Source organism: Helicobacter rodentium ATCC 700285, from assembly GCF_000687535.1.
In the GTDB taxonomy this organism is placed as follows: domain Bacteria; phylum Campylobacterota; class Campylobacteria; order Campylobacterales; family Helicobacteraceae; genus Helicobacter_D; species Helicobacter_D rodentium.
The window spans coordinates 211564-235357 of the sequence record NZ_JHWC01000001.1 but is presented as its reverse complement, the minus strand read 5'-3'; the positions used below and the strand labels follow the sequence as shown (position 1 = coordinate 235357).

Below are 23794 nucleotides of genomic sequence, written 5' to 3'. Positions count from 1 at the left end.
ATGCAACAAAATACCAATCGGCGTAAATTTCTACTAAGTGGCGCACAAGCGATTGCGCTTGTAGGGCTTGGTGGCTTGGTTTGGGGTGCGTTTTTACAAGAAAGCAAGGCAAACCCACTTATCTTAAGACCACCGGGAGCTTTAAGCGAAAAGGAATTTTTAAAAACTTGCATTAAATGCGGTTTGTGCGTGGAGGCTTGTCCTTTTGACACCTTAAAACTCGCAGACGCTGGAAGCGGGAAGCCCATAGGCACACCTTATTTTGAGCCTAGAGGGATTCCGTGTGAAATGTGTGAGGATATTCCTTGTGTGCCGGTTTGTCCAACAGACGCGCTAGATTCTAAATTAGTCTCTAATGCAGAAGGGCTTGATATTAACCTAGCTAAAATGGGAGTCGCAGTTGTGGATAAGGAACATTGTGTGGCGTATTGGGGAATCCAATGCGATGCTTGTTATCGTGCTTGTCCGCTCTTGGGCGAAGCCATTAAGTTAGAATTGAAGCGCAACGAACGCACAGGAAAGCATTCCTATCTTTTGCCCGTCGTGGAGAGTGAAGTTTGCACGGGTTGCGGTAAATGTGAAAAAGCTTGTATCACGGAGAAAGCGGCGATTATTGTTTTGCCACGCGAAATAGCACTTGGTAAAGTAGGAGCAAATTATATTAAAGGTTGGGAAACAGAAGATGAAATGCGTTTGCAAGAGGTTAAAGGTGGAATCCAAAAGAAGCCTGATTCCAAAGTGCGTGATTATTTAAATAGTGGGGATTTGTAATGCAAAAATATCGCTATTTATTGTTGCGCAGAATCGTGCAAATAGGGCTTTTAGCTCTTTATGTATTGGGAAATTATACAAGCTTTAAAATTTTGCAAGGTAATCTTAGCTCCTCACTCGTGTTTGGCGTGATTCCATTGAGCGACCCTTATGCGATATTGCAATTATTGTGTGCGGGTGGAATCGTAGGCGCAAATGCGCTTGTGGGTGCTTTACTGATTCTTTTGTTTTATGGTTTGCTAGTGGGACGCGCCTATTGTGCATATGTCTGCCCCATTAACCTTGTAACCGATTTTGCTTCCTTTTTACGCCGAATTTTAGGTTTAGAAGCACTTGGGAATTTAATTTATTTAAAAAATTCTTTGCGGTATGTGCTTTTAATTTTAGGTTTGTTGTTGTCTTTTTTGTTTGGAATCGCAGCATTTGAAGCCATTAGCCCGATTGCAATGTTGCATCGTGGAATCATTTTTGGTCTTGGGTTTGGATTTTTGTCTGTGTTGGTAGTGTTTTTGCTAGATTTATTTGTGGCAAAGGGCGCATTTTGTGGGCATATTTGCCCTTTGGGTGCGTTTTATTCCCTCATCAGTCGTTTTGCAATTTTGAAAGTCAAATATGATTTGGAATCTTGCACACATTGTATGGAGTGCAAAAAAATCTGCCCTCAAAAGCAGGTTTTAGGAATCATTGGCAAGGAAAGTGGCACGATTAATAGCGGTGAATGTACGCGTTGCGGACGCTGCATTGAAGTTTGCGGGGATAATGCGCTAAGTTTTAATCTCTTGGATTTATTAAAGGAGAAAAGATGAATTTTAATAAAGTTATGATGTTTGTAGGTTTAGCGGTTGCTGGACTTACATTTTTGGGGTGTCAAAGTGGCGTGAGTGAAAACGAGATTGGTTTGCGCAAATCCACACTTTTTAGCGAAGATGCGCAGATTGCAAAGTTTGATTATGTGGGCAAAGCAGCGGGAGAATCTGAACTGATTGACCGCGCGTTTGAAAACGCTCCACCGATGATTTCACACACAACAGAGGATATGTTGCCTATTACAAAAGAAAACAATTCTTGCACGAGTTGTCATTTACCTGAAATGGCGGCGGCAGTGAATGCAACACCAATGCCTAAATCGCATTTTTATAATTTTCGCACAAACAAGGATTTAAAAGGGGAAATGGACGAAACGCGCTTTAATTGTGTGATTTGCCACGCAACACAAGTGAATGCTGCACCACTTGTTGTCAATAAGTTTGCACCAGATTTTCGTCAAGAAAACGGCAGCACGAAGTCCAATTTGCTTGATATTGTGAATGAGGGCGTGAATTAATGCGGAATCGCAGGGAGCTTTTTACAGCTTTGCTAAAGCCTAAGCAAAAGGGCTTTATGCCCTTGCCCCCCTATAATTCCAATCGCTTTCTTTTTTCTGAATTTTGTGGGCAATGTATCACGCAATGGCAAGAACAAACGCCTTGTGTGCGGGTTTGTGAGGAAATTTATAATAAAGAAAGCAAAAGCGGAATCCTAAAAATAGCCGACAATAAGGTTTATATTGATTTTACAAGTAGCGGTTGTAAGCTTTGTGGAGAATGCGCAAGGGCGTGTCCAAAAGATGTGCTAGAGGAGGAATCTACAAAGGAACAGAATCCAAATTGGAATTTTGTTGTTAAAATCAACGAATTAACCTGCCTAGCATATCATAAAACCCTGTGTTGCACCTGCAAGGATATTTGTTATAGCATACTAGGAAAGAATCAAGCGATTGCTTTTAGCGGGTTGTTTTATCCTACAATCCAAACGCATTGTATCGGTTGTGGAGAATGTATCGGGGCTTGTCCTGCACGAGCGATTGTGCTAGAATCCAAAGAATAAATTGCAAGATAAGGAATCAAAATGAGAAAGAAATTTTATCCCAGTGCATTGCTTTTTTTGTTTTTACTCTTTGTGCCTTTAGTGGCGCAAGAGGAGATTGAAAGCGCACAAACTACACAAAATATAGAAGCAAAAGTGCGAAAACCGCAAAAGATTATTACTCTGCAAAACAATATTGTTGTTACAAATTTAGTGGGGGATTCTTTGCTAATTGGCACGGATTTTGGAGAGGTTTTGGAACTAAAGCTTGAGGAATCCTCGCCAAAATTGCTTGTCAAGCTTCCCGATATTGCGAGTTTTTATGCGGAATCTTACGCACCTAAGGTGTATAGTGTGGATAGACTAGGAGAGAGGATTCTAATCCATAGTGAGGGCAATTATGGCACAAAGAATCTTTTTGTGTTTTCTAAGGGGCATTTGGAGGCATTACCCAATGTGGAATCGCTAAATATCAAAAAAGCGGCTTTTGTGAATGAAGCACAGATTTTTTTAGGGTTAGCGAGTAATGAGATTATGCTGTATGATTTAAACAAGAAGCAGATTCTTTATCGTAAGCAACTCTCCGAAGCTTCCTTTTCTGACTTTGCATTAGAGATTCCAAGTAACCGCTATGTGGTGGCGTGTGAATCGGGAATTTTGTATTTTGGCTCTATTGATAGCGGAGAAGTGATTGCGGAATTGGAGGGCGAGAATAAGGACAATGTGTATCAAGTGAAATTTTCTAAAGTGGGCGATACGATGACTTTTATTGCCGCAGGGCAAGATAGACACGCGGGTGTGTATCGGTTGAATTTAAAGACAAATATAGTGGAATCCTATGGAATCGCGGCGGATTTCTTGGTTTATAGCGTGGGTTTGAGTGCGGATTCTACATTGGGGGCTTATATGCAAAATGAACAGAGTGATATTTGCGTCTTTAAGACAGAATCCAAAGAGGAAGTTGCTAAACTTTTGGGGCATAAGAGTTTGCTTAATAACATTATTTTTGTGGATTCCAAGCAAATCATTAGCAGTGAAGATGGTAGAAATATTTTGATTTGGAATCTGTAAGGAGTGAAAATGCAAGAAGAGGATTTTAATGTTTCAAGCCTTGTGGTGCTATGTGCGCCTAGTGAGATTGCAAGGCTATGGGAAGCAATTAACGCAATTAGCGGGGCGGAGTGCCATTACAAAGACGAAAGCGGCAAAATCATCGTAACTTTGGAATCCCAAAGCATTGAGGAGGAAATCAAGCTTTTAAAGCAGATTGAAGGCTTAGAGGGCGTGATTTCAGCGCAGATGATTTATGCCTACCATAGCACAGAATTAGAGGAAATGCGTGAGGAGATTGCACAGCAAGACGCGATTCCAGCAATCTTAAAAGAGGACAAAAGTGCAGATAAAATTACTTATAGTGGCGATGTGCAAGGCGCGTTAGATACGATTTTAAAGGTGCAAAAGTAAGCGGGATTTTTAAAGGAATCCCTAATGGGTGGCAAAGTTTATGCTAAAGATTGCCCACTGCGTCATTGCGAGGCGCACGCAATGCTTCCTTCTCTTTTATCGCCTCCCCAACTCCGTCATTGCGAGATTCCACTTACTGACTACTTCGTCATTGCGAGAAAATTTGAAAAATTTTCGTGGCAATCCATAATTTTATCAATCAGCAAGGATTCCATTGTAAAAATTTTCTGCATGCAAGATTATGGATTGCTTCGTTTGTTTCACTCTCTCGCAATGACGTAGTGGTTACATTTTGTCATTACAAGGAATATTTCCTCCTCTGTCATTGCGAGAAAATTTGAAAAATTTTCGTGGCAATCCATAATTTTATCAATCAGCAAGGATTCCATTGTAAAAATTTTCTGTATGCAAGATTATGGATTGCTTCGTTCGTTTCACTCTCTCGCAATGACGGAAGTGGCAAAGTGCAAAGCGTGTAAGATTTAGCATATTTTTAAACGCAAATTATCAAACACAAGGGAGTGGAATTGTTCAATGTTTATTGAGTTTAAAGAAACAATAGATATTTTATAAAATAACTCCCATTGCATTATGTAATGATTAACAAAAATTTGCATAAATTCTCTTATAATATCATTTCTTAATGTTTCTTTTGGATACAAATTTATCCAATTTACACAATTTTAACAAAAAATCTTAAGCAAAATCTTGCCCCCCTCCCCCTTTTTTTTATTTGATAGAATAAATTTTTAACTTTTTAATGCAGTATGACACTACCTGTCATTTGAGTTGGTTAAACTTTTGACAAATTTACAAGGAGAAAAAATGGCTTACGATAAGGATTTAGAATTTTTAGGGACAATGGATAATGAGGATTTGGATGATCTTGTTGAATTGTTGGTGGCTTTTAGTGACAAAATGGATAGAATACAAGATTTTGAAGGAACGCTTCCCTCTAGTATAGTCTTTAAACAATATTACCCAAACCACAAAAAGTATCTTGAGAAAATCATTGAGGAAATTAAGGTGCATGCTGTCTCTGTGTTTGTGTGCAAAGTCATCAGCGCAAAAAAGGAGAAAGGTCATAAATCTTTTTCTTCTTACTCTATCGCGGAAACGTTTGACACGCAATCCTTATACCAAACAGGCTTAATACCCGGATTGGAGGATTCGGATTCTACATTGTCCAATTTTTACAAGGCAATGTTGGTTTGCGTGTGTGAATTCTTAAGGGTGGATTATGAGGAAAATTCCGAAGTGGAATCTTTAGAGGAGCTTTTGCTCCGCAATATCCTCCAAGACGCAATGGATAGAATGCCAAGAGAGGAAATACAAGAATTCGCAAAAACGTTGGGTGTAGAGATTCAGGATAAGGGAGGGAAAAAGACGCATTGGATAGAATCCATTATGCAATCTGTAATTGAAAAGGGAGGTTTTGCAGGATATAAACTCGCCTTGATTGTGGCAAACACAATAGTGGAAAAAGAGTTAGAACACGGATTGACATTGGTAACAGACGAGGTAATGGATACGCTTCACAAGTTTTCTACGCCGATTAATACGGCATTGGATGCGATTTTTACTGCTCACCCTGGAGAGATTCAAAAAAAGAACATTAGCTTAGGGGGCATTGGCTTAGTTTTAAATCATGCAGGAATAATGGAAGAAAGGGTATTGACGGTAAGAATAGGAGTGTCTTTAGTGACTTTGTTAGCCTATTTAAGGCAGGATAGCAAGACAACAAGAGAGGACAAAGAAAGAGTATGGGAGCAGCTTGGCGAAATGGAGTAATCCCACAAAATTTGGAAATGCACTTAGTTTTTGATATATTTTGGATTGCACGACACAACCTGTCATAGCATTTTGCTAAACTTTTGAATCCAAGAAAATATTACGGGAGGACATTGTGTTGAAATTTTTAAAAATCTTGGCAGTGGGTAGCGTGTGGATTGTAACTTCTACACTTTTGCGTAGTTTTGTATTAGGCGGCATTGTAACAGCAATCTTTTGCTATGCATACGCGCAATTATCGGCGGGTAAGGAAATTTTGGATTAACACAAAAGCAAGTTTGACTTGTAGAAATTAAATAGGAGTAGTGAAATGTTAGGCTTTTTTGGAGCGGATTTGAAACCCTATAAACTTGTTTGCAATCATTGTGGATTCAAGAAAATTATTTATCCTAAAAGCACTTGTTGCAGGGGAGGAGATGAGTTTTTGTATCGGAATTGCCCCCATTGCAACGCGCCAACAGAGCGTAAGGAGCTAGGATTCTTAGAGGAAATTTTAATTTCTTTCAAAAAGGATTCTCCTAGACCAAATTGTAAAAGTTGGAAAAACTCAAAAAGAAATAAATAGTTTTTATTGGGGATTCTATAAGGAATCGCGGCAATTTGCAACTTTAGATTTCTTGCCTTGTCATTGTGAGAAGTTGGCACAACTTCGTGGCAATCCATAATGTCGCACTTCTCGTTCGCAATGACGGGAAGTCAAAGCGTCTGATACTTCGTCATTGAGAAGTCTCGTTAGAGGCTGTGGCAATCTATAATTTTATCAATCAATAAGGATTTTATTGTGGAAGTTTTCTTTATGCTTAATTATGGATTGCTTCGTTCGTTTCACTCTCTCGCAATGACAGAGTAGTTAGCTTTTTAGCTAATTCTGTATTATGGATTGCTTTGGGCAAAGCCTTGCAATGAGGTAATTAAATGTAGAATCGTGCTTTTAAGGCTTGATTTAAAAAATTAAATTTAATTTTTGCGATATTTTAAGCTAAGTTTTTGTTGGTAGAGTGTATAATTATGCCTTTCACTTTTGCCGGGGTGGTGAAATTGGTAGACGCGCCAGACTCAAAATCTGGTGGGGGCAACCCCGTGTCGGTTCGATTCCGACCCTCGGCACCATTTCTCCCTATTTCATTTCATTTGTTAATTTTTAAGGAATTTTATGCAATTTATCGTTAAAAAATTTGAAGAATTAACCCTAGATGAATTGTATGAGATTCTTAAGATTCGTGTGAATGTATTTGTTGTAGAGCAGAAATGTGCCTACCAAGAACTAGATGAAAAGGATAGGCAAAGTTTGCATTTGTATCTTAGGGATTCAAATGGTGTTCAGGCTTATTTGCGCATATTACCCGCAGGTTTATCTTATAAAGAAGTTTCAATCGGTAGAGTGCTAACATTAAAAAGAAATAATGGATTTGGTAGAGAAATTCTCAAAGAGGGTATCAAAATTGCACGAGAAAAATTGCAAGCTAGAGAAATAAGAATCGGAGCGCAAGTTTATGCTAAAGGATTTTATGAGAAGTTTGGATTCCAACAAGCCTCTAAGGAATACCTAGAAGATGGAATTTTGCATATTCAAATGTTGCTACAATAGAGTTATGTATCAAGGTGTGAGGGTAAAGTTGGGTGAAGCATTGCTAGAATGAAAAATTGTCGTGTTATAATTTTTAGCAAAATATAGCATTAGAAGCTTTTGCAGTGTTGCTTCAACGCTTGGAGCAAACCACGCATTATTACTAATGGCAATAAGATTTTTTGGAAAATCTTGATAAAACTCCTCACGCGTTGCCTCATAACAAATGGCAATTTGGAATCTCTCACCATTGATGAGTGCAAAATTGGGCGATTTAAATTCTGCAGAATCAAAATCACTTGCTCCTCCAAAAAATACTTGATTGACCCATTTGGCTAAAAAGTTTGGTAATGGAATCTGCTCTCCAAATGGCACCAAAATAAGCTTATGAAACACTTTCATTTCTCCATATTGGAAAAGGTATGCGCTATTAAAGACGCGCTTGTTTTCTTGATAGAGCGCACCGGTTAAAATGGCAATTTCTTGACTTGTGGTTTTGAGGGATTCTATTAAGCTTGGATAGAGATTCAATGCAAGAGGAAAGGCGGTTTCAGGTAGAATCACTAAGTCATAATTCTCCGCTTTTGCCTCCAAGATTTGTTGATAGTTTTGCTCTATGATTTGATTTAAATGCGCAGAATCCCAACGTAGATTTTGAGGAATATCAAGACTTAAAGTTTTGATTTTTAATTTAGAATGAGATTCCATTGGTGGATTAGAAAATCCTATGTAATGGGGCAATACAAGCAACAAACAAAAGAGTATTAGCCAAGAAAAACTTATTTTGTAAAGTTTTTTTGAGAGTGTTAAGCTAAAAATTAACACACCTATTAAAAGTAAAAAAAATATGAACTTAGAAGGGAAAAAATAACTTTTGGTAAGTATGGATTCTATGATAAACCAATTAAAACCAAAGGGGCGGACAAAAGAGGAGAGAGCAAGAGAAACAATACGATAAATTGGGTTTTGAAAAAAGCAAAAAATATAAAAAAGCCCACCATAAATGAGCGAAAATACAACCCATACCAATGGGATTAAGAGGGTTAAGTCATAGAATCTAAAACTAAAGCCAACCCAATAAAACCATAAAATTCCAATGAATGCACCACAGATGAAAGCTCCCAAGCGCGAGAGTTTAAAATACAAAAAGATTCCACCAATTGCACAAAGCGTAGAAAAAATCGGAGCGTTGAAGTCTCCTAAGAAATGTTCCAAATAAATAAACGCACTAAAAAATAAGGCACATAAAGCTCCAAGAGTAAAGGAAGTAAGTGCTTTAGAATGCTTTTTCAAGAAAAATTTCCAAAGCTAAGAGAAATTTCTAGTTCCATTTTGCGCAAATGAGCAATGACTTTTTGTAGTTCATCAATGTCTTTAGCTTTGACACGGATTTCATTGCCTAAAATTTGCGTACTAACTTTGAATTTTTCATTTTTGATTGCTGCATTGATAGCTTTTGTGCTTTTATCATCTAAAACATCGTTTAGCTTATAGGTTATTTTTGTATTGCCACCACTTGCGGATTCCATATTTTGTTCTTTTAAAACTTTTAAGGAAAGATTGCGTTTAACGAGTTTGGAATCCAAAATGTCTTTGATTGCTTTTGCCTTGTTATCGCTTGTGGCTAAAAGGATTAAAGTTTTTTCTTTTTCGTTAAAATTCAGCTCTTTTGCTTTATCTCCTTTAAAATCAAAGCGATTTTCAATCTCTTTTTTTGCTTGTTCTAGTGCATTTTTAAACTCTTGAATCTCAACTTTAGCTGAAATATCAAAGCTATGTTCTTTAGTCGCCATTGTCATTCCTTTGTAAAATTTTATTAAATTTGTTACAATTTATTTTAACATAAAATATTTTTAGGTTTGTTTTGTGTAAAATATCCAATTTATTAAAGTTTTTATTCCAAGGTTTGCAATGAGCGATTTTAGTTGGTTTGATTTAATTGTAGGTGCTTTGATTTTAATTTTGGCTATTCGTGGCGTTATTAATGGTTTTGTGCGAGAGTTTTTTGGATTCGTTGGAATCGTGGGTGGGGTGTATGGTGCTTCGGTCTATGGAGAGTCTATGGGGCAATGGATTAGTGCAAATCTTTATGCGTTTCAAAACCCCTCCGCCATTTCTTTGATTGGTTTTTTGGTATTGTTAGCATTGATTTGGGGTGTTGCATTAATCATAGCAGAAATTGTGCAAAAATTGGTGCATTTAAGCGCGTTAGGTGGATTGAATCGTCTCTTGGGATTCTGCTTTGGTGCGTTAAAGGTTTTTATGATTTTCGCGATTCTTATTGCTACCTTAACGCATATTCAGTTTGCAAAAAGCTATATTGAAAGCAAAACACAAAATAGTTATCTTTATCCTCTATTGCGTGATACAGGCGCAGCGGTAATCAAGCTTGATGTTGTGCAAAGCAACGCGCCCAAAATAGATGATTTACAAAAAAATATTTTTTAAAAAGGATAGGAATGTTTGAAAACGATGCTTATGTATTAGGCAGGATTGCAAAAGCCGATACATTGCGAGAAATGGGGATTAATCCTTATGTAAATGGAGTTGCGAAAGGATTAAGCACCCAAGAGTTTTTGGAGACTTATGATACTTTAAAGCAACAGCCACAAGATAGACAAAAAGATGAAAATAAATCTGCACAAATTGCAGGACGGATTAAATTTATTCGATTGATGGGCAAGGCGGCTTTCATCAAAATTGAGGATACAAGCGGAATCTTGCAAGTTTATTTATCCAAAAATGAATTAAACGATTTTTTTGATATTTTTAAGAAATATGTGGAAGTAGGTGATATTGTAATGGCAAAAGGGTTTCCTTTTGTAACAAAAACAGGCGAATTGAGCTTACACGCACTAGATTTTAAATTGCTTACAAAAGCTATTAGTCCGCTTCCAGAGAAATATCACGGGCTAGTAGATATTGAATTGCGCTATCGTCAAAGATATTTGGACTTGATTATGAATAAAGAAGTGCGTGAAGTTTTTATATTGCGTTCAAAAATCGTTTCTAGTGTGAGAAAGTTTTTTGAGCAAAAAGGATTCTTGGAAGTTGAAACGCCAATGATGCACCCAATCCCGGGAGGTGCAAATGCAAAACCCTTTGTTACCTATCATAATGCGCTCAATGTGGAGAGGTATTTGAGAATTGCGCCAGAGTTGTATTTAAAACGGCTAATTGTCGGTGGATTTGAGGCAGTTTTTGAAATTAATCGTAACTTTCGCAATGAAGGTATGGACCATTCGCATAATCCAGAATTTACAATGATTGAATTTTATTGGGCATATAAGGATTATAAGGATTTAATCAAGCTTACACAAGAGTTATTTCTTTCTTTGTTGGAATCTTTGAATCTACCCAAAACCCTATCTTTTAATAATCAAGAAATCCATTTGGACAATTTTAGAGAGATAACTTATCTTGACGCTTTAGTGGAGATTGGAAAGATTCCTCTTGAAATAGCGACTAATGCCGATAAACTCTATCATTATCTGATAGAGCATAATGTAAAACTAGAATCCAAAATGGAATTAGGAAAGCTACAAAGTGAAGCCTTTGACGCATTTGTAGAGGAGAAATTGATAGACCCAACTTTTATTACAGAATTTCCAATTTCCATTAGCCCTCTTGCAAGACGAAATGATGAAAATCCTTATATCGCTGATAGATTTGAGTTGTTTATTGGTGGGAGCGAAATTGCCAATGGTTTTAGTGAATTAAATGACCCGCTAGACCAACTAGAGAGATTTAAAGAGCAAGTTAAGGCGAAAGAAGCCGGAGATGAAGAAGCGCAATATATGGACGAAGATTATATTACTGCGCTTTCTTATGGTATGCCACCGACTGCTGGAGAGGGAATCGGGATTGATAGGCTTGTGATGTTGCTAACAGGAAATACAATTATTAAAGATGTGATTTTATTTCCTGCATTAAAACCACAAAAACCACAAAAAAAGGATGAAGAATGAGTTATGCTTTAAAAGACAACGACCCAGAGATTCTAGGTTTAATCAATCAGGAGCTAGAGCGACAAAATACGCATTTAGAGATGATTGCAAGTGAAAATTTTACTTTTCCTAGTGTAATGGAAGCAATGGGAAGTGTTTTGACAAATAAATATGCCGAGGGGTATCCATTTAAGCGATATTATGGAGGTTGCGAGTTTGTTGATAAAATTGAGGAGATTGCAATTAATCGTGCTAAAAAACTTTTTGGTTGTTCCTTTGCAAATGTCCAACCACACGCGGGTTCTCAAGCAAATTGTGCGGTTTATTCCGCGCTTTTAAAGCCATATGGTAAGATTTTGGGTATGGATTTAAGCCACGGAGGGCATTTGACACACGGGGCAAAAGTCAGTCTCACAGGGCAAATGTATCAAAGTTTTTTTTATGGTGTGGAGCTTGATGGAAGAATTAATTATGATAAAGTTGCCGAAATTGCAAAGGTTGTAAAACCTGATATGATCGTATGTGGTTTTAGCGCGTATTCAAGAGAATTGAATTTTGCAAAATTTAGAGAAATTGCAGATAGTGTAGGGGCGATTTTAATGGCGGATATTGCCCATGTTGCTGGGCTTGTAGTCGCAGGAGAATACCCGAATCCTTTTCCTTATGCAGATGTGGTTACTACAACAACGCATAAAACTTTGCGAGGACCGCGTGGAGGGTTGATTTTAACAAACAATGAAGAATACGCAAAAAAAATTGACAAAGCAGTTTTTCCCGGAATGCAAGGAGGACCTCTTATGCATGTGATTGCTGGTAAAGCAGTGGGTTTTGGAGAGAATCTTAAGCCAAGTTGGAAAGAATATGCTAGACAAGTAAAGGCTAATGCGAAAGTTTTAGCAAAGGTTTTAATGGGGAGAAATTTTAAAGTTGTGAGTGATGGCACGGACAATCATTTGATTTTATTATCCTTCTTAGATAAAGAATACAGCGGAAAAGATGCGGATTTAGCATTGGGAAATGCAGGAATTACGGTAAATAAAAATACGGTTCCCGGAGAGACGCGAAGCCCGTTTGTAACGAGTGGTGTGAGGATTGGCTCACCCGCATTGACTGCAAGAGGATTCAAGGAAGCAGAGTTTGAAATTGTAGCAAATAGAATCGCAGATGTATTGGATGATATAACAAATACGCAAAAACAAGAAAAAATCAAGAGTGAATTAAAAGAACTTGCGCTAAAATTTCTTATTTATAATAAGGCAATTTTTTGAGATTAAAAAAAGGGAGTAAGCAATGGTATCAGATATGGATTTAAAACTTATCAAAATGATTACCTCTCATTATTGGTTGAAATCACCGGGAATTGGGGAGAAAATGCAACATAATGGCAGGATATTTTATGATAAGTTTAAAAAGATTAATGAGCCAATTACGCGTAATTTGCTCCAAAGTCATTTTAAGAAAGAGATTATTATTGCACATTCTTTAATTAATGATCGTGATAAAGTTGAAAATATTGTTTTTGATTATAATGGATTCAATGCGGAACGTTTTTGGCATCGTGCGCAATTACTTTTAAGAGAAGAGGGGTTTATTAATTTTACTGCTTATGAGACGAAGACGCCCGGTCATTTGCATTTGTACGTGCATAAAGGACATACAACTTTTCAAGAGGCTTGTCAAATCTCTAAAATGCTGGGTGCAAAACTTGCTCAAAAAATGCCAACAGAATGGAAAATGTTTCCTTCTCTTGATATTCCTAAAAACTTTAATATCTTGATTTTGCCTTATAATGTTTATAAGAAAGAGCGCGGTGCTTCGTGGTCTAGACATATGTAAAGGAGAGAATATGACAGAATTAGAATCAGGCAAACAGACGACACAAGATTTGGAATTGGACGATTTGCTTATTAGCAATGGGGAAAGTGATGAGATAAAAAGCGGAAATAACAAAAAATTGATTTTGTTAAGTGCTGTTGGTGTCTTATTGTTTGCAATTATTGTATTGGTTGTTTATTTGTTCCAAGGGGATTCACAAGATAAAAATGCTCAAAATCTTGAAACAGAAAAGCCATTGGAACGTTTAGAGCCACAAATATCACAAACACAGAATGCTAATCAGCAAGATAAAGATTATGGACAAGTTCCAATCAATAATACAAGCAGTGATGATCAATTCCAAATGATTATCAATCAGATTAAAGCACAGCAAAACCAAAAGGACAATACCTCTTCACAAGCTTTGCCAACGGCTCCTAGCTCCACAACACCCAAAAAAGAATCTGTTAAGCCCACACCACAGCCCACACAAATTGCAAGGGTAGAGCCAAAACAAGAGCCTAAAGCAAGTCCTAAGGAAAGCTTCAAAAATGTTCAAGTGAATGATCCGTCTCTGCAAGGAAGTGAAGCAATGCGGGGATTCTATGTTCAAGTAGGTTCTTTTAGTAAGTTTTCTCCCAATAAACAGCTTTTGGGGTTGATTAATGACAATAAATTTAGTTATCGTATGCAAAAATCAGGTGATAACAACCGATTATTGATTGGTCCCTATACTACTAAGCAAGAGGCGCAAAATAACTTGAGTGAGATTCGTGCCAAAATCAACAAAGACGCGTTTATCAAAGAAATCAAATAAACCTCCGCCAATACAACTCTTGTGTTGGCATTTTCCTATCTTTTTATTTAAAGTTGTGTGGATATAATTTTTTGTTTGGAGGTATTTTAAAAAAGATTCAGCCCTTTGAAAGGCTGAATGAATAAGTTTTATTCAACAACAGGTGAGTGAGCACTTCTTTTGTCATCACCAATGTCGTCTCTGTGGGGTTGTGAAGCTACAATAGCGTCCCATACAATACAACCTTCTGTTGGACAAGCAGTCGCACAAGCTGGTTCATCATTGTGTCCTACACACTCTACGCATTTATCGTTATAAACGAAATAGCAACCATCATCATTTGGATTATCATCATCATCTACGATTGCTTCTACGGGACACTCATCAATACACGCACCACAGGCGATACAAATATCAGTAATTTTTACAGACATTATTTCTCCTTAAAATTTAAGTTAAGCGATGAGTATATATTAAACTTTATAAAATAGAGCTTTAAAAATAAAATTCATTGCATTAAAGTAAGAAATTCAATGCGATTTTATGTATAAAATAGTGTAAAATAGTGCTTTAATTACAAAATTTGAGGTTGGATTTATGGATATTGTTTTTGGACCTGTGCATTCAAGACGTTTTGGAGAATCGCTTGGAGTAGATTTATCACCAATTACAAAGCAATGCAATTATGATTGCTTATATTGTGAATTAGAGGGAAAAAAAGCAAGAGATTCTATGGAATCCCTATTGAGTGTCGATGAGATTTTAGAAGCAATCAAAAAGGGGTTGGAACGTTTTGGCAATATACAATCCTTGACAATTACTGCTAATGGAGAGCCTACACTCTATCCTTACCTGTATGAATTAATGTTGCGTTTAGAGGATATAAAGGGAATGACGCAAACTCTACTCTTAACCAATGGCTCTTTATTGTATGATATAAATGTTTCCCGCGCTTGTTTGCTGTTTGATAAAGTCAAGTTTTCATTAGATGCAGTTTCTGAAGAGGTATTTCAAAAGATTGACCGCCCAAGCAAAAACACAGATTTAAAGCGAGTCTTGCAGGGTATTTACCAATTTAGTGCAGATTTTACAGGCGAGTTGTATGCGGAGATTTTATTTGTAGAAAAGATTAACGATTCCTTGCAAGAGGTAAAAAAGATGGCGAAATTTCTTGCTCCTATGCGATTAAATCGTCTTGATATTGGCACGATTGATAGACCCCCTGCTTATAGGGTCAAAAGTATTTCTGAAGAGAGACTAGAAGCACTGGGGCAAATATTTTTAGAGTTTGGGATTCCGACTTTTATAGCTAAAAGAGCTAAAGTTCAAACACAAAAAAAATTAGTTTTAAATCAAGAAGAGATAATAAAAACACTTTCCTTGCGCCCACAAAGCTTGGAAGATGTAGAGGCATTTTGGCATTCTTCTGCAAAGGAGATTTTGCAGGGTTTATTAAAAAATGATGTGGTAAAAATTGTGGAAAATAATGGTGTAAAGTTTTATCAGATTGTAACAAATATGTGAAAAAGTTATTGAATTTTGCTATAATCCAAAGTCTTAAATCTTGAATATAAGGAATCCTATGCGAAAGTTTATTTGGGCAAGTTTATTTGTGGTTTTGGCAATCTTTTCACTACAAGGTTGCAAAGAGGAGAAAAAGATTGTAATGGCAACTGCTGCAGAATTTCCACCCTTTGAGTTTAAAGAGGGCAGTGCGTTTAAGGGGATTGATGTAGAGATAGCACAAGAAATAGCAAAGCGTCTAGGCAAAACTTTAGAGATTAGAGATATGGAATTTGATTCTGTTGTGAGTGCTGTAAGTAGTGGCAATGCAGATTTTGGTGCAAGTGCTTTGACGATTAATGAGGCGCGTTCAAAAGTTGTAGATTTTACTATTTCTTATTATGATGCAAATCAAGTTGTTATTATTAAAAATTCCGATTCTGAATTGAAAGCTGTGGGGGATAATGCAGTAGAACTCTTTAAAGCAATCAACCAAAGGAGTGGAATCAAGATTGGTGTGCAAACAGGGACAACAGGTGCATTCTATGCGCAAGGCGACAAGGATTGGGGATTTGAGGGCTTCAAAAATGCTGAAGTGAAAGGTTTTGTGAATGGTTCATTAGCAGTGAGTGCATTAGTAAATGGACAAGTGGATATTGTGATTATTGACGAAGCACCCGCGCGTTTAATTTCCAAAAATTATGCAGATACAGAGGTGTTGAGTGCATATTTAACAGAGGAGAAATATGGAATCGCAGTAAAAAAAGGAAACAAGGATTTATTGGATTCCATTAATGCCACATTGCAAACATTGCAAAAAGAGGGTGTATTGGACGAGATTATCAAAAAATATTACTAAAGTTAGCGTATGGACAAGATAGAAATTTTCTATAATCAATTCATTGTTAAGGGGAGTTATATACTTGTTGTAGAGGGTTTGCTTGTTACAATCGCACTTGCAGTGTGTGGTTTAATTATTGGAATCCTTGTGGGAACAATTTTAGCTATTTTAATCACAAAAGAAGATAAAAATGTATTGGAACGCTTGTTGGTTGGTGTAGGTAAAGTCTATGTGGGCTTTTTTCGCGGGACTCCTATTGTTGTGCAATTGTTGTTTATTTACTTTGTGATTCTGCCTCTTTTGGGGTTGGCAGGAAGTAGTGCATTATTGGTTGCTATTGTAATTTTTGGTTTGAATAGTGGAGCGTATGTTAGTGAGATTATGCGTGGTGGAATCTTGAGCGTAGATAGCGGACAAAACGAGGCAGCAAGAGCACTTGGATTAACTTCTAAACAAAGTATGCGCTTTATTATCTTTCCGCAAGCGTTAAAAAATGCCTTGCCAAATCTCGGCAATGAGTTTATTACTCTATTAAAAGAAACTTCTGTGGCAAACTATGTAACGGTGCATGACTTAACTTATGCGTTTAAAACCATTGGAAGTGCGAGTTATGAATATATGATTCCATATTTTTTCTTGGCACTTTGCTATTTAGTGTTGGTAATGGTGGCGAGTTTTATAGTTAAGAAATACGAAGGGAAATTAAGAAAAAGTGATAAGCGTTAGAAAATTAGTGAAAAAATATCAGCAAAGCGATAAGAAAGAAAAAATTGTTCTAAAAGGTTTAAATGTAGAATTTGAACGGGGCGAAAAGGTAGTTATTGTTGGACCAAGCGGAAGCGGAAAAAGCACTTTCTTGCGTTGTTTAAATTTGCTTGAGATTCCAGATAGCGGAGAGATTTGGCTAGATAATCGGCGCATTTCTGAAATTTGCACAGACTTATATCCAAAGTTGGTAAATTTAAGAGGCAAACAACTGCAACTTGCCATTCAAGAATACGATAAAAAAGACCGACAAGATATTAATGAAGCACGCGCTAAAATGGGTATGGTATTCCAGCATTTCAATTTATTTAACAATCTCAATGTGATAGAAAATATCACTTTAGCCCCCATTAAGTTAAAAAAAATGACTGCAAATGAAGCAAAAGAAACAGCTTTAGCTTTATTGGCGCGCGTGGGGTTATATGATAAAGCCTATGAATATCCCTCGCGTTTAAGTGGAGGGCAAAAGCAAAGAGTAGCCATTGCGCGTTCTCTTGCAATGAAACCAGAGGTAATGCTTTTTGATGAACCCACAAGTGCGTTAGATCCTGAAATGGTGGGTGGGGTGTTGGATTTAATGAAAAGTTTGGCTGATGAGGGAATGAGTATGGTGTGCGTTACGCACGAAATGGGTTTTGCAAAAGAAGTTGCAACAAGAGTTTTGTTTATGGAGGGCGGCAAAATATTAGAAGATTCAGAGCCGCAGAGCTTTTTTGATTCACCCAAAAACGAGCGTTTGCAATATTTCTTAAGTCATATTAGACGATAAAGAGTCAAATGAAACGCCATACAAACCACGCAAAAGCTAGAATCAGAACCACAGAAAACAAATTGACAAAAGCCCCATATTTCATCATTTCTATTTGCCGAATATATCCAGTGCCATAGACAATCGCGTTAGGAGGAGTGGCGACAGGCAACATATAGGCGCAACTTGCTCCAAAACCAATCACAAGAGGTAACATTGCGTGGGGCATACCAAGCGCATCACCGACTACGCCAAAAATTGGTACCAATAATGCAGAGCTTGCAGTATTACTTGTAAATTCTGTAAGAAAAATAATAAAAAGTGCAGTTACGATAATGATTGCAAACCAATTGCTATTTCCAAAGAATGATGTAACTCCATTTGCTAACACCGCACTAGCTCCAGAATCCTTTAAGATTGCACTTAAAGCAAGTCCGCCTCCAAAAAGCAACAAAACACCCCAATCTGTGTTGCTTTGAATCTCTTTCCAAGTTGCTACACGACTAATGGCTATACAAATCGCACAACTCAATGCAATAATGGAATCCAAATCTTTAATCCCGCCAAATAATTCACTAAGTTTCGCACTAAAAATCCAAGCAGTTGCCGTGATTCCAAAGATAATTAGAGTAAGAATCTTTTTGAAATCCCATTCTGTTTTTTCTAATTTTAAGTGAAAAGTTTGGTTTAAATCGGGTTTTAGGAGTAAATACAAAATTCCAACCATACAAGGAAGCATAATGCACATAAAAGGAATCCCGATTTTCATCCATTCCAAAAAACTCATTTTAAGATAAGAAGCGGCGATAATATTAGGTGGGCTGCCTACCATTGTGCCAAATCCTCCAATCTCTGCGCTATAAGCAACACCCAAAAGCACAAACAAAAAAGTTCCACGATTTTTTTCAATCTCTAGGTTGGAGAGAATCCCTAGTGCAAGAGGTAGCATAATGGCTGCTGTCGCGGTATTGCTAATCCACATAGACAATAAGGCACTCACAAGAAAAAGCAAGAGGATTGCTAGGTTCATTTTGCCTTTTGCGAGTAAAATTAAGCGATTAGCAATCAAGCGGTCTAACCCTTGAATGCGCAAAGCACTTGCCAATGCAAATCCGCCAAAGAATATAAAAATTACAGGATTTGCAAAAGGCTTTAAGGCGTTGGTTACATCTTGTAGCCCAAAGCACACAGCAAGTAATGGCACAATCAAAGCGGTAATGGTTGTATGCACTGCTTCTGTAACCCACAAAACCGCGACAAATACTAAAATGCAGATTCCAAGCGTAACTTCTTTACCAAAAGGCAATCCCTTTAAGAGTATGCTAAAAAGCAAAATATCAACGATGATAATCCATAGAGATTTTTTGAGTAGCATTTTTTCTATTTAAACCAATTTTTGATTTTATCTACCAAGCTTTCTAAGCAAGGAATGGGCTTGGATTCCTCATAGCCAAAAGATTGATGTAATTGCGTGAGTAATTCGCGTTGCTTGTCATCAAGCTTTTCAGGATAAACAATGCTAACAACCGCAATAAAGTTACCCTTTTTGCCACTATTTACGCTTTTAACACCTTCACCATAAAACACGAATTGTTGTTTGTCTTTAACCCCAATAGGAATCTTTAACTCTAATTCTTTTGTAAGAGCTGGAATCTTAATGCTTCCTCCAAGCATCACAAGGGTAAAAAATACAGGCACTTCTAAGTAAATATCATTGCGATGACGTATGAAATGTGTATCTTCTTGAACAAGGATTTCTACATATAAATCTCCACGTGAGCCATTTGGCATTTTGTTTCCACGCCCTTGCACACGGATTTGATTTTGATTATCCACGCCTTCTGGGATTTTAATTTCAAATTTTTCTTTTTCTTCTTTATATCCTTTGCCGGAGCATTTTTCACATTTTTCTGCACTCATTTCTCCACTTCCGTGGCATTTAGAGCAGGTTTGAGCAAAGGTCATAAATCCTTGAGAAAAAGTCTCACGACCGCTTCCTTTGCAGGTGCTACAAGTTGTTAATTTACCATCTTTTGCGCCGTTTCCATTACACATTTCACACGCGTTTTTGTATAAGATTTCCACTTCTTTTTTACAACCAAAAACCGCTTCGTGAAAGCTAAGCTCTAATTCAATCGCTAAATCACGCGAATATTTTTCGTTTTTCTTGCCCCTTGCGCTGAAGCCTCCGCCAAATCCTCCAAGCCCACCGCTAAAAACGGAATTGAAAATATCAAAAATACTTCCTTCCATATCGGAAAATCCAAAACCGCTGGATTCTAAACCTTTTTTGCCATAGGTATCATAAATTTGTCGTTTTTCTTGGTCGCTTAAAACTTGATAGGCTTCGTTAATTTTTTTGAACATTTCTTCAGCATTTTTGTCATCAGGATTCCTATCGGGGTGGTATTTTAATGCCATTTTGCGGTAAGCTTTTTTGATTTCTTCTCCGCTGACATTGCGACTGATTTCTAAAATTTCATAATAATCAAATTCTTCCAAGAAATACTCCTAATTTATTTAAATCATAAAAATTTTGCATTTTATCGTAATTAACTTTAAAGAAGTAATTAAATAAAATAAAACTTTTTATCTTAGAAATTTTGTTAAGATTCCGAATTTAAAAGGGGAAATTATGGAATCCAAAGCAATAAAATCCGCCAAACAAACACTTAAAATTCCCAAAAATCCATCAAAAAGCTTCCTTTATTCTCTGTTGGAGGAACAATACAGACTTTTTAATGTAAAAGATTCCATTAGCAAAAATCTGCCTGATCCTTTAGAGATTGCAAGACAATTTAAAAGCGATAAAGTGGCTCTTTTTTGCGCTTTGTTTGCCTATGGAAATGTGCAGTCTATTCTAAGATTCTTAAATTCTTGCAATTTGAGAGCATTGGAGACATTAAAAACTTGTGAATGTATGCCTTGCACTACAAAAGTTTATCGTTTTCAAAGCAATGCGGAGATTCAGCAGTTTTTTGAAATACTTTTAAGTTTGGAATCTTTAGAGAAAATCTTTTATCAGGGTTACAAAAAAGATTCTACCTTGGGTGGTATCCGCTCACTTCAAAAGGCTTTTTATGACAGATTGGGAGGACAACCAACACAAGGAATGAAGTTTTTGCTAGGCTTAATGGAATCACACTCGCCTTTAAAGAGGTGGAATCTCTTTTTGCGTTGGGTTGTGCGAAAAGATTGTTTGGATTTGGGCTTATGGGAGAGTGTGAAGTGTAAGGATTTACTTTTGCCTCTGGATACGCATACTTTTAGAATCACAAGAAAATTGGGGCTTTTAAAGCGTAAAACTTATGATTTCAAAGCCGTGTTAGAAATCACAGAAAAGCTCAAGGAATTTGACGCAAAAGATCCTATTAAGTATGACTTCGCCTTGTATCGTATCGGGCAGTTGGGATTGATAGAGTAGGCTATCACAATTTTCTTATCTAAAATCCGCCAAAATATCTTACTGCACTTACTTTTCTATCCACTTGACTTAGTAAATTCGCATTTTCTTTGCTTAAGTTTGTGTTTTGCAGGATATTTTGCGTTTGTGCTGAATCAAGATTTGGATTAATTTTATACAACACATCAAAACCGATTTTTTCTTCTTTGCTCAAGATTCCATTTTGTTGCATTGCATTGCCTAAATTTTCTAGTTTTTCAAAGTTATTTGCTAGACTTTGACTGAAGTTTTTAGCAAAGTTTTGTAAATTGGAAAGTTCCGAGCTAATCTCAAAGGAATCTTGAATCTCCATATTGGCAATTTTGGTATTAGAATCCAAATCAAAGAGGCTAGAGATTCCATTTACACCTTGTTGGTTTTGAGTGCTGAAAACTGAATTGGAGTTGTTAAAGCCTGAAATATCGTTGGATTTCGCGTTTTGTTGCGCGTAGGATTGGTTTAACAGATTCCACATTGAGCTATTTTTGTCATTAACATTCATCTTTTTATCCTTAACAATATTTGCAAATAAACAAGCAAATTTTATTCCAAAATTTATATCTTTAAGGTAAGGAATGAGAATGATTTAAAAAACAAATAGAATCCAAATGAAATATGCGATAATATGCTACAATGTTTTTCTTGAAATTTTAGGAGTTTATCTATGTATGCGGATTCGGCATTAAGCTTAGTCGTGCCTTTGTGTGTTATTGCGCTAGTTTTTATTACGCGAAGAGTTGTGCTTTCATTATTTGTTGGAATCGTGATTGCTGGAATTATGTTAAGGGATTCTGTTTCTGATATTTTAAAATATATTTTTAATACTCTTTATGGTGTGTTTTATAGTCAAGGAGAAGTGCAATCCAATGCTCTGTATGTTTTTGGTTTTTTGATTCTTCTTGGAATTTTAACAAAAATTATGCAATGTTCTGGAGGAATGAATGCTTTTGTGCATTGGGCTAGAGAACGCGTAAAGAGTGCAAGAGGAGCAGAATTTGTAGCTTTTATTGCAGGGATTGTTATTTTTATTGATGATTATTTTAATGCGCTAACCGTGGGGCAGATTGCGCGACCTTTAAATGATGCAAATCATTCTACAAGGGAGCGTCTAGCTTATATTATTGATTCTACTTCCGCGCCGATTTGTATTCTTATGCCAATTTCAAGTTGGGGGGCTTATATTTTAGGTATTATGGGTGGATTGGTAGAGGATACCTCAAGCTTTGGGGTTTTGGTGCAAAGTGTTTGGGGAAATTATTATGCTTGGTTTGCATTGCTTGGAGTTTTTTTGACGATTTTATGGCAAATCAACTTGCCTGTTATGCGGCATAATCAAGGGGTAGATGTGCAAGAATTTGATGATATTAAGCCCCATAGTGGTGGGAATATTTGGCTTTTGATTCTCCCTATTGTTGCTTTGATATTTTTTGTTGTATTTTTTATTTTTTATAGCGGTTATCAAAGTTCTAAAAGCTTGAATTTTATTGAAATGTTAGCCAATGCGCAAACGGGATTTTCGCTCTTTTGGGGTGGAGTCTGTGCAATGGCGGTTTCTGTGCTTATTGCATGGAATCGCATAGAGCTTAAAGAATATCCCTTGATTATCAAAGATGGATTTTTATCTATGTTATCCGCAAATCTTATTTTGATTTTTGCGTGGGCGATTGGACCTGTGATTAAAAGTGATTTACAAACGGGAATTTACCTTGCAAATTTAAGTAAAGACTTTTTAGCGAGTGGAATCTTATCTGCAGGAATTGTTACGCCTATTATATTGTTTGCTAGTGCAAGCTTTATTGCATTTTGCACGGGGACTAGCTGGGGAACTTTTGCGATTATGTTGCCTATTGGTGCAAGTATTGCTGTAATCAATGAAGTAGATATATTGTTGAGTATTTCTGCTGTGCTTGCAGGTGCAGTATATGGAGATCATACTTCGCCCATTTCTGATACAACGATTTTATCGGCAACGGGAGCGGGTTGTTCTGTGCAAAGTCATTTTGTTACGCAGTTGCCTTACGCTACCTCTGTTGCATTTGCTGCTTTGGTTAGTTTTGGTGTTGCAGGTTTGTTTGAATCTTTGGCTATGGGGTATTTAGTGGGGCTTTTGTTGATGTTTGGAATCTTTTATGCGTATAAGCATTATTTAAGCAAACCATTGGATTTTAAAGAGTAGGAAATCATCGTTTTTGTAAATAAAATGAAGTGGTCTGGCATTTATGTGTTTTATGCTTTCTGCCTTGTTGTTGCGAGGAATTGAGCAAAACAAATAACAAAGCACCATAATTATAGAATCTTGCCTTTTAAGATTCCATTGTTGAATCTACTTTTACTTGATTATAGATTGCCACGAAGTTTTGCCAACTTTTTGCAAGGAGGAGTGGTAGGTCTTAAATTGTCAAATCCATAAAATTTTTAATTTAAGATAAAAATTTAATGAAAATATTAGTCAATTTAAGTTAGTTTTAGTTTAATGGTTATAAAATCAACTTTTCAAAG

At 36.7% G+C, this 23794-nt stretch carries 29 protein-coding genes and 1 tRNA gene; 24 read left to right on the top strand and 6 right to left on the bottom strand.

Going from position 1 to position 23794, the window contains the following annotated elements:
* The 13 genes from napG to BS85_RS0101130 all read left to right on the top strand — a co-directional run bounded on the left by napG (position 1) and on the right by BS85_RS0101130 (position 7459).
* Entirely contained in the window at positions 1-771 is a 771-nt protein-coding gene (gene napG / locus BS85_RS0101185) for a ferredoxin-type protein NapG (protein ID WP_026943185.1), read from the top strand.
* Positions 771-1577 (top strand): quinol dehydrogenase ferredoxin subunit NapH, encoded by an 807-nt coding sequence (napH, locus tag BS85_RS0101180; protein WP_026943184.1) that lies wholly within the window; start codon positions 771-773, stop codon positions 1575-1577. Before napG ends, napH begins: the two co-directional genes overlap by 1 nt.
* Positions 1574-2095 carry a nitrate reductase cytochrome c-type subunit gene (locus BS85_RS0101175; RefSeq protein ID WP_026943183.1) on the top strand — a complete coding sequence of 174 codons (522 nt, stop codon included), beginning with the start codon at positions 1574-1576 and terminating at the stop codon, positions 2093-2095. The genes napH and BS85_RS0101175 overlap by 4 nt, the downstream gene beginning before the upstream one ends.
* Positions 2095-2637: a 4Fe-4S binding protein gene (locus BS85_RS0101170; RefSeq protein ID WP_026943182.1), complete on the top strand. Its 543-nt coding sequence runs from the start codon at positions 2095-2097 to the stop codon at positions 2635-2637. The genes BS85_RS0101175 and BS85_RS0101170 overlap by 1 nt, the downstream gene beginning before the upstream one ends.
* 21 nt (positions 2638-2658) lie before the next feature.
* Positions 2659-3687 carry a WD40 repeat domain-containing protein gene (locus tag BS85_RS10000; protein WP_051604622.1) on the top strand — a complete coding sequence of 343 codons (1029 nt, stop codon included), beginning with the start codon at positions 2659-2661 and terminating at the stop codon, positions 3685-3687.
* A gap of 9 nt (positions 3688-3696) precedes the next feature.
* A complete protein-coding gene (locus BS85_RS0101160; RefSeq protein WP_026943181.1) occupies positions 3697-4080 on the top strand; it encodes a chaperone NapD in 384 nt (127 codons plus the stop codon).
* A 24-nt stretch (positions 4081-4104) separates the two neighbouring features.
* Positions 4105-4362: a hypothetical protein gene (locus tag BS85_RS0101155; RefSeq protein ID WP_026943180.1), complete on the top strand. Its 258-nt coding sequence runs from the start codon at positions 4105-4107 to the stop codon at positions 4360-4362.
* Positions 4363-4430: 68 nt separating this feature from the next.
* On the top strand, positions 4431-4559 hold the full coding sequence (locus tag BS85_RS11990; protein WP_281173554.1) for a hypothetical protein: 129 nt from the start codon (positions 4431-4433) through the stop codon (positions 4557-4559).
* Positions 4560-4905: 346 nt separating this feature from the next.
* Positions 4906-5871, top strand: a complete 966-nt coding sequence (locus tag BS85_RS0101150) for a DUF3944 domain-containing protein (RefSeq protein ID WP_026943179.1) — start codon at positions 4906-4908, stop codon at positions 5869-5871.
* Positions 5872-5989: 118 nt separating this feature from the next.
* Positions 5990-6136, top strand: a complete 147-nt coding sequence (locus BS85_RS11195; protein ID WP_156938000.1) for a hypothetical protein — start codon at positions 5990-5992, stop codon at positions 6134-6136.
* 45 nt (positions 6137-6181) lie between these two features.
* Positions 6182-6436 (top strand): hypothetical protein, encoded by a 255-nt coding sequence (locus BS85_RS0101140; RefSeq protein WP_026943178.1) that lies wholly within the window; start codon positions 6182-6184, stop codon positions 6434-6436.
* 458 nt (positions 6437-6894) lie between these two features.
* A tRNA-Leu gene (locus BS85_RS0101135) sits at positions 6895-6981 on the top strand.
* A 43-nt stretch (positions 6982-7024) separates the two neighbouring features.
* Entirely contained in the window at positions 7025-7459 is a 435-nt protein-coding gene (locus tag BS85_RS0101130; RefSeq protein ID WP_026943177.1) for a GNAT family N-acetyltransferase, read from the top strand.
* A 9-nt stretch (positions 7460-7468) separates the two neighbouring features.
* Here BS85_RS0101130 and lnt read toward each other — a convergent pair whose 3' ends face one another.
* Both lnt and BS85_RS0101120 read right to left on the bottom strand, forming a co-directional pair.
* Positions 7469-8731 (bottom strand): apolipoprotein N-acyltransferase, encoded by a 1263-nt coding sequence (lnt, locus tag BS85_RS0101125; RefSeq protein WP_026943176.1) that lies wholly within the window; start codon positions 8729-8731, stop codon positions 7469-7471.
* Positions 8728-9231: a YajQ family cyclic di-GMP-binding protein gene (locus BS85_RS0101120; RefSeq protein ID WP_026943175.1), complete on the bottom strand. Its 504-nt coding sequence runs from the start codon at positions 9229-9231 to the stop codon at positions 8728-8730. The genes lnt and BS85_RS0101120 overlap by 4 nt, the downstream gene beginning before the upstream one ends.
* A 118-nt stretch (positions 9232-9349) precedes the next feature.
* Here BS85_RS0101120 and BS85_RS0101115 point away from each other — a divergent pair, with 118 nt between their 5' ends.
* Genes BS85_RS0101115 through BS85_RS0101095 form a run of 5 tightly spaced genes read left to right on the top strand, consistent with a single transcriptional unit; the run spans position 9350 to position 14017 of the window.
* Positions 9350-9886, top strand: coding sequence for a CvpA family protein (locus tag BS85_RS0101115; protein WP_026943174.1), 537 nt, complete (start codon positions 9350-9352; stop codon positions 9884-9886).
* Between the two features lie 11 nt (positions 9887-9897).
* Positions 9898-11406: a lysine--tRNA ligase gene (lysS, locus tag BS85_RS0101110; protein ID WP_026943173.1), complete on the top strand. Its 1509-nt coding sequence runs from the start codon at positions 9898-9900 to the stop codon at positions 11404-11406.
* Positions 11403-12653, top strand: a complete 1251-nt coding sequence (locus tag BS85_RS0101105; protein ID WP_026943172.1) for a serine hydroxymethyltransferase — start codon at positions 11403-11405, stop codon at positions 12651-12653. The genes lysS and BS85_RS0101105 overlap by 4 nt, the downstream gene beginning before the upstream one ends.
* A 22-nt stretch (positions 12654-12675) precedes the next feature.
* The gene (locus BS85_RS0101100; RefSeq protein WP_026943171.1) at positions 12676-13221 is read left to right on the top strand and encodes a DUF1882 domain-containing protein; all 546 of its coding nucleotides are present in this window, start codon (positions 12676-12678) and stop codon (positions 13219-13221) included.
* A 10-nt stretch (positions 13222-13231) separates the two neighbouring features.
* A complete protein-coding gene (locus tag BS85_RS0101095) occupies positions 13232-14017 on the top strand; it encodes an SPOR domain-containing protein (RefSeq protein ID WP_051604621.1) in 786 nt (261 codons plus the stop codon).
* Positions 14018-14145: 128 nt separating this feature from the next.
* On the opposite strand, the gene BS85_RS0101090 is transcribed toward BS85_RS0101095, so the two are convergent.
* Positions 14146-14430 (bottom strand): 4Fe-4S binding protein, encoded by a 285-nt coding sequence (locus tag BS85_RS0101090; protein ID WP_026943169.1) that lies wholly within the window; start codon positions 14428-14430, stop codon positions 14146-14148.
* A gap of 163 nt (positions 14431-14593) precedes the next feature.
* Here BS85_RS0101090 and BS85_RS0101085 point away from each other — a divergent pair, with 163 nt between their 5' ends.
* The 4 genes from BS85_RS0101085 to BS85_RS0101070 are packed head-to-tail and all read left to right on the top strand — an operon-like array spanning position 14594 to position 17874.
* Positions 14594-15520 (top strand): radical SAM protein, encoded by a 927-nt coding sequence (locus BS85_RS0101085; RefSeq protein ID WP_026943168.1) that lies wholly within the window; start codon positions 14594-14596, stop codon positions 15518-15520.
* Positions 15521-15578: 58 nt separating this feature from the next.
* Entirely contained in the window at positions 15579-16358 is a 780-nt protein-coding gene (locus tag BS85_RS0101080) for a transporter substrate-binding domain-containing protein (RefSeq protein ID WP_026943167.1), read from the top strand.
* 9 nt (positions 16359-16367) lie between these two features.
* Positions 16368-17066, top strand: a complete 699-nt coding sequence (locus BS85_RS0101075; protein WP_026943166.1) for an amino acid ABC transporter permease — start codon at positions 16368-16370, stop codon at positions 17064-17066.
* Positions 17053-17874: an amino acid ABC transporter ATP-binding protein gene (locus tag BS85_RS0101070; RefSeq protein ID WP_026943165.1), complete on the top strand. Its 822-nt coding sequence runs from the start codon at positions 17053-17055 to the stop codon at positions 17872-17874. The genes BS85_RS0101075 and BS85_RS0101070 overlap by 14 nt, the downstream gene beginning before the upstream one ends.
* 4 nt (positions 17875-17878) lie before the next feature.
* Here BS85_RS0101070 and BS85_RS0101065 read toward each other — a convergent pair whose 3' ends face one another.
* Together BS85_RS0101065 and dnaJ are read right to left on the bottom strand one after the other, a co-directional pair.
* Complete coding sequence (locus BS85_RS0101065; RefSeq protein WP_051604620.1) at positions 17879-19228, bottom strand: SLC13 family permease; 1350 nt, start codon at positions 19226-19228, stop codon at positions 17879-17881.
* 5 nt (positions 19229-19233) lie between these two features.
* Positions 19234-20355 (bottom strand): molecular chaperone DnaJ, encoded by a 1122-nt coding sequence (gene dnaJ / locus BS85_RS0101060; RefSeq protein WP_026943163.1) that lies wholly within the window; start codon positions 20353-20355, stop codon positions 19234-19236.
* A 133-nt stretch (positions 20356-20488) separates the two neighbouring features.
* Here dnaJ and BS85_RS0101055 point away from each other — a divergent pair, with 133 nt between their 5' ends.
* Entirely contained in the window at positions 20489-21277 is a 789-nt protein-coding gene (locus BS85_RS0101055) for a TIGR02757 family protein (RefSeq protein WP_051604619.1), read from the top strand.
* Positions 21278-21296: 19 nt separating this feature from the next.
* On the opposite strand, the gene BS85_RS0101050 is transcribed toward BS85_RS0101055, so the two are convergent.
* The gene (locus BS85_RS0101050) at positions 21297-21797 is read right to left on the bottom strand and encodes a hypothetical protein (RefSeq protein WP_026943161.1); all 501 of its coding nucleotides are present in this window, start codon (positions 21795-21797) and stop codon (positions 21297-21299) included.
* Positions 21798-21959: 162 nt separating this feature from the next.
* Here BS85_RS0101050 and BS85_RS0101045 point away from each other — a divergent pair, with 162 nt between their 5' ends.
* Complete coding sequence (locus BS85_RS0101045) at positions 21960-23471, top strand: Na+/H+ antiporter NhaC family protein (RefSeq protein ID WP_026943160.1); 1512 nt, start codon at positions 21960-21962, stop codon at positions 23469-23471.
* Positions 23472-23794 lie beyond the last annotated feature (323 nt).